General features: G+C 53.7%; 5 protein-coding genes. All 5 read left to right on the plus strand.

The annotated features are described in order from the left end of the window. The first annotated feature begins 504 nt into the window (after window positions 1–504). Window positions 505–2,121: an amidohydrolase family protein gene (locus ACN0TS_RS19035; RefSeq protein ID WP_417260886.1), complete on the plus strand. Its 1,617-nt coding sequence runs from the start codon at window positions 505–507 to the stop codon at window positions 2,119–2,121. A 26-nt stretch (window positions 2,122–2,147) separates the two neighbouring features. Next, window positions 2,148–3,137, plus strand: coding sequence for a TRAP transporter substrate-binding protein DctP (gene dctP / locus ACN0TS_RS19040; RefSeq protein ID WP_339860149.1), 990 nt, complete (start codon window positions 2,148–2,150; stop codon window positions 3,135–3,137). A 63-nt stretch (window positions 3,138–3,200) separates the two neighbouring features. Beyond that, window positions 3,201–3,671, plus strand: a complete 471-nt coding sequence (locus ACN0TS_RS19045; RefSeq protein ID WP_339860150.1) for a TRAP transporter small permease — start codon at window positions 3,201–3,203, stop codon at window positions 3,669–3,671. A gap of 13 nt (window positions 3,672–3,684) precedes the next feature. Continuing rightward, window positions 3,685–4,968, plus strand: coding sequence for a TRAP transporter large permease subunit (locus tag ACN0TS_RS19050; protein WP_339860151.1), 1,284 nt, complete (start codon window positions 3,685–3,687; stop codon window positions 4,966–4,968). Between the two features lie 142 nt (window positions 4,969–5,110). Then, window positions 5,111–5,651 (plus strand): hypothetical protein (locus tag ACN0TS_RS19055; protein WP_417260887.1); only part of this gene is annotated, 541 nt, incomplete at its 3' end.

Genomic DNA, 5,651 nt, shown 5'->3' on the forward strand with positions numbered 1-5,651 from the left:
TGGCTGTGCCCCCGGTTCCAACAGGTACTGGCCCCGCCGGTGATCGCGCCGATGGAAAACGTATCGTGGCTGTGCTTTTCATAGCAAATCCCGCGCCCGTCGCGCACGCGCTGCGCCTCGACAAACGGCAAAGCCGCGTCGCGCCAGAAACGCTGGTTTACCTTGTCACGCTTTTCCATCAAACCGACTTTGCTACGACTCCTGTTGCAAAACTAGGGGAACCTCGTCCAATCCGCCAGCCTATCGCGATATTTTAGAACCGATTTCGATCAAAGACCCGCATAACGATCAGCAGCCCGAATGACATCCCTGACGTTTTCTGGAGGATTTTTGAAACAAAAAACCTTTTAGAACAAGGCACAAACAACACAAAAATAAAAACTCAAGACAGGAATCAGCATTCCAACTGCCTAAAAAAATCAACTTGTCTGATGACTGACATCAGATTATAGAACCATACATTGCAGGGTTAATCACGTGTCAAATTCAAACAGTAAAACGCACATGCAATTTCATTCCTTGGGAAAACCACGCCGTCGCTCGGACGAAGTCGCCGATCAGCTTGCCGAGATGATTTCATCGGGCAACCTGAGTGCCGGTGACCGGCTACCCACAGAAATGACGCTCTGTGCTGAACTGGACGTCGGCCGAAGTGCTGTACGCGAAGCAATTGCCAAACTGCGTGAAGCTGGTCTGGTAATCACCCGTCAGGGTGTCGGCGTATTCGTCTCGGAAAACCCTGCACGGCAAACTTTCCGCATTGATGCTGCCGACCTCGATTCAATCGAGAACCTTCGTCAAATTCTTGAAATCCGCCTTGAAATGGAAGTCGGTGCCGCCGCAATGGCTGCCCGTCGCCGTTCGCGCGCGCAGATGGAATTGATCGACACCGCACTGGAAACATTGCGCAGGGAACTCGACCGTGGCGGTCAGGCTGTCAGTGAACAAACAGAATTTCACCGGGTTCTAGCAGCGGCAACCGGAAACTCGCATTTCCGCGACTTCATTCAGTTCCTTGGCCACCGGATCAGTGAAAGTCTTACTGCGAGCAACCGGCATAAGCCGCTCGATAATGACGGCAAACAAAGGTTAATTACCGAGTATGAGAATATTGCGAATGCAATCCGGGTCGGTGACCCGGACAAGGCACGTCGCGCCGCATGGCGACATGTCTTGCGCTCTGCCGACCGGCTGGGTCTTCGTGGTCTCCAGGGATGGGAGGAAACCCGCATGACCCAAGTCGATGAAAATCTTATTCCTGACTGCGAAGCTGCTGATCTCAACCCTATCGCCCCAAGTTTCACCCCGCCGCCGGGGGCCTGTGACTGCCATGCCCATATATTTGGCCCGCAGGCAACCTATCCGCTAACCTTGCCGCGCACCTATACCCCGCCAGAAGCAAGCCTTGGTTCTTATCAGAAAATGATGGCAACCCTTGGCATTCAGCGTGCAGTTATCGTACAGCCCAGTGTCTATGGCATCGATAACCGGGCCACCCTTGATGCCGTGCGCGCGGCTGGTGACAACTTCCGGGCAGTCGTGGTCGTCAACGAAAATATCAGTGAAAAAGAACTCGAACAGATGCATGAAGCCGGTGCACGCGGTGTCCGCATCAACCTGCTATTTCGCAGCGGGATCGAAGTTTCCGACGTCCGTCGTCTGGCCGAGAAAATCGCGCCGTTTGATTGGCATATTCAACTTCTAATCGATGTATCAGAGTTTTCCGATATTCGTGAAACGCTTGGAACACTCCCCGTTGAAACCGTGTTCGATCATATGGGCCACATGCCCACATCGGCCGGGATCCATCATCCGGGCTTCCGCGAAATGCTGTCCCTTATTGCTGACGGCAAATCCTGGGCAAAGATTTCCGGCGCTTACAGGATTACCTCTGAAAACGATGTTCCTTATAGCGATGTTGCCCCGATCGCACGTGAAGTGATTAAGGCAAATCCAGAACGTATCGTTTGGGCCACGGATTGGCCCCACCCATATGTGAACACCAGAATGCCCAATGACGGAAGCCTGCTCGACCTGCTCGATGACTGGTGTCCGGATACAAAAACAAGAAACCGCATTCTGGTGGACAACCCTGCCAAACTATACGGCTTTCCAAAATAAATGACTGAAAATAGGGAGGAACAGAAATGTTCTTAAAAAAACTTAGCCAAACCGCCGCCGTCGCTGCCATGTCCATCAGCATGATGACCGGCGCAGCCCAGGCACTTGATCTCCGCATTGGCTGGACCACCTCGGACGGTGAAAAAGACCCGTATGCCATTGCCGCACACAGCTTCGTCAAGGAACTGTCCGCAGCACTTGGTGAAGACGTGACAGCACAGTACTTCCCGAACAACCAGCTTGGTGACGAGCGTGAAATGCTCGAAGCAATGAATTTTGGCGTCATGGATGTTGCCGTGATCACCAACGCAGCGATCGCCAACATTCAGCCGGGCTTCCAGCTGATTGACATGCCGTTCCTGTTTGGCAACGAAGAGCAGGCACACACCATCCTTGATGGTGATATCGGGCAGGAACTGATGGGGCGTCTGGAACAGAACGGCATCGTCGGCCTTGGCTTTGCCGAAGGCGGCTTCCGGAACATGATCAACAATGTCCGCCCGATCAATGAACCGAACGATGTAGAAGGCATCAAATTCCGCGTCATGCAGAACCGCGCCTTCATCGATATGTTCCAAGCACTGGGCGGCAATGCCATTCCGCTGGCATGGGGTGAAACCTACACCGCAACCCAGCAGGGCACCATTGATGGCCTGGAAATTCCGCTGGCTGTAATCTGGGCCAACAAATACGCTGACGTCACCGACTATCTGTCGCTAACCAAGCACACCTATTCAGCACTTGGCCTGCTGATTTCCGAGAAACGTTTCAACAGCTTCTCGGATGAACAGAAACAAGCCGTTCGTGATGCTGCAACAAAAGCCATTGCAAGCCAGCGCAAACAAGTTGCCAAAAACTCCACCGAACTGATCGGGCTTCTAAAAGAAGCTGGCATGAAGATCAACGAAGTCAAGGATCCGGCACAGTTCCGCAGCAAGGTTATGTCTGTCTACGAGACCTTCAAACCATCCATAGGTGAAGACCTTCTCGACAAGGCACTAAGTGAATTGCAGTAAGCACCAATCCACCTGTCGCCCGGCATTCGTGCCGGGCGTTTCCCTTTAGCCGGACGATTTGAAATGTCTACATTCTGTGACAAGTTTTCACTCCAGCTGGCCCGCGTCACCAATGTGATTGTCGTGGTTCTGTCCGGGGTCATGATGCTGGCACTCGTTCTGCAGGTCTTCTCTCGCTATGTCATCGGTGCAACCTTTATTTGGACTGAAGAACTGGCAATGTTCTGCTTCACCTGGAGCATCCTTCTGGCAGCCACGTCCATTCTGCGCGACGGGTCTCATGTCAGCCTTGATTTCATCGTAAAGGCATTGCCCGAAAGACTTGAAAATTTCTGGAAGCGCATCATCGACCTTGCAGTTCTGGCTTTTTTTATCGTGTTTGCCGTTGCCGGTGCCGAATATCTGCAAACCACATTTGGTCAGGTTTCGCCCGCACTGCGCCTGCCGATGGCATGGATTAATGTTGCTGCCCCGGTTTGCGGGACACTTGGCTGCATTCACACTTTCTGCCGCATAATCACGCCACGGCCTTGATAGGAGTTTCACCTTGAGTGCTGCTGCAATTACATTGCTGGCCGTCTTTGCTGGCGGGCTCCTGACGGGAGTTCCGATTGTTTTCTGTATCGGACTGGCATCTGTTGTGACCCTGTGGGTTGCTGATTTCCCGCAAATGATTCTTGCCCAGCGCATATTGTCGGGCACGAATGTCATCTCTCTTTTGGCTATTCCGGGTTTTATTCTGACCGGTGAGCTAATGATCCATGCCGGCCTGTCCAGACGACTGGTTCGCATCTGCCAAACGATGGTTCAGCATGTCACCGGTGGTCTTGGTATGGTCACGGTTCTGGCTGCAACTTTCTTTGCTGCCATTTCCGGTTCTGCCCCGGCGACGACTGCCGCTATTGGCGGGATCATGATCCCGGAAATGGAAAAACGCGGCTGGCAAAAGAACTTTGCTGCGGCGCTGGCCTCTGCCGCTGGCCCGATTGGCCAGATGATACCGCCCTCGATCCCAATGATCATTTGGGGCGTTGTCGCAGAAGAATCCATCAGCCAGTTATTTCTTGCCGGGATTATCCCCGGCATCATGATTGCTGGCGGCCTGATGATCCTGTGCTATTTCGCCGCCCGCCGCCAAGGTATTGCGCCCGAAACCTCTCGCTCCACCATGGCCGAACTTCGCGCCGCGATCAATGATGGCAAATGGGCACTCGCAGCCCCCGTCATTATTCTTGGCGGTATTTATGGCGGCGTTTTCACCCCCACTGAAGCGGCGGCTATTGGCGTTGCCTATGCCCTGATCATCGGGATCTTTGTTCATCGGGAACTCCGTGTCTCCGAGCTTTATGCCATCACGCTAAAATCGATGAAAACCGCAACGATTGTCTGCTTCATCATCGCAGTTGCTTCGGCATTCGGTTGGCTTGTTGCTATTGAACAGCTCCCGGCAACAATTGCGAACGGCATTCTTTCGGTGTCATCAAACCCTTATGTTCTGCTGTTTCTTCTTAATCTGTTCCTGCTGTTTGTCGGGGCGATCATGGACAATATTGCGGCCATGATCATTCTCGGCGGCATCTTGCAGGCATTGGGCGCACATATCGGTCTGGACCCGACGCATCTGGGAGCGATCGTAGTGATCAACCTCGCAATCGGAATGGCGACCCCACCCTTTGGCTACTCATTGTTTGTCGGGGCCGCCACCAGCAACCTTTCGATTGAACAAATTACAAAGGCTTTGTGGCCGATGCTTCTGGTTCAGTTTGCGGTCCTGATGCTGGTATCCTACGTGCCATTCATAACATTGGCTCTGCCGTCGCTTATCCGGTGACGCCTATTTTCCAGCCTGAACATCCCGAAAAGGGGCCCGCAGTTTTCTGTTGGCCCCTTTTCCTTTAACGTGCTGGACCTGTCTATATTTTCCCGACAATCCCCTGTGGCATCCCAATGCCACTCCGCTTATATTCCCTCAAATGTTCGATGATCGTTCCGATCCCACGCCGAAGTTTTTGCCGCCCAACGCACCCATCATGGTCGTCGGATTGCGGCATGCTGTGTTTTTAACCCCCGATGGCGAGGTAGAAGAACTGCCACATGGGGCGGCGGTCAAGCGTGCGCGCGCCCAACGTCCGATTTTGGTTCATACCCCGGCATCAGCACGGCGGATGAAATCCGATCCGTTTCCGGCCCATGATTTGCTCGAACTATTTGCCTTTGTCCGCCCGGCACAGTTTTGTGTGCCGACCCCGCGCGGCCTTGCGCTGGCCACCGGACAATCCCCATCCGAAGACCTGATCGGTCAGGCCGAAGCCCTGGCCGAGGCGATGAAACGCCTGCTCCAGGAACTTGCCACCCTCCCACGGGAAAAACGATCCCGCGCGCTTTCCATCGCATGGCCGATGGCGCGCGGGCAATGGATGTGGGGCATACCGGTTTTGGCCGCCCTTGGCGGGGATGGCGACGGGCCGCATAAATTTGCCGTCTATGAAGGTTTGAAAATCTGGAAAAAACTGG

The sequence above is a fragment of the Celeribacter sp. genome (genome assembly GCF_048266405.1).
Lineage (GTDB): Bacteria > Pseudomonadota > Alphaproteobacteria > Rhodobacterales > Rhodobacteraceae > Celeribacter.

Bases quoted from the DNA above. Each gene is read 5' to 3' on its own strand.
- ACN0TS_RS19035 (WP_417260886.1), top strand. From the start codon at position 505: ATGCAATTTCATTCCTTGGGAAAACCACGCCGTCGCTCGGACGAAGTC.
- dctP (WP_339860149.1), top strand. From the start codon at position 2,148: ATGTTCTTAAAAAAACTTAGCCAAACCGCCGCCGTCGCTGCCATGTCC.
- ACN0TS_RS19045 (WP_339860150.1), top strand. From the start codon at position 3,201: ATGTCTACATTCTGTGACAAGTTTTCACTCCAGCTGGCCCGCGTCACC.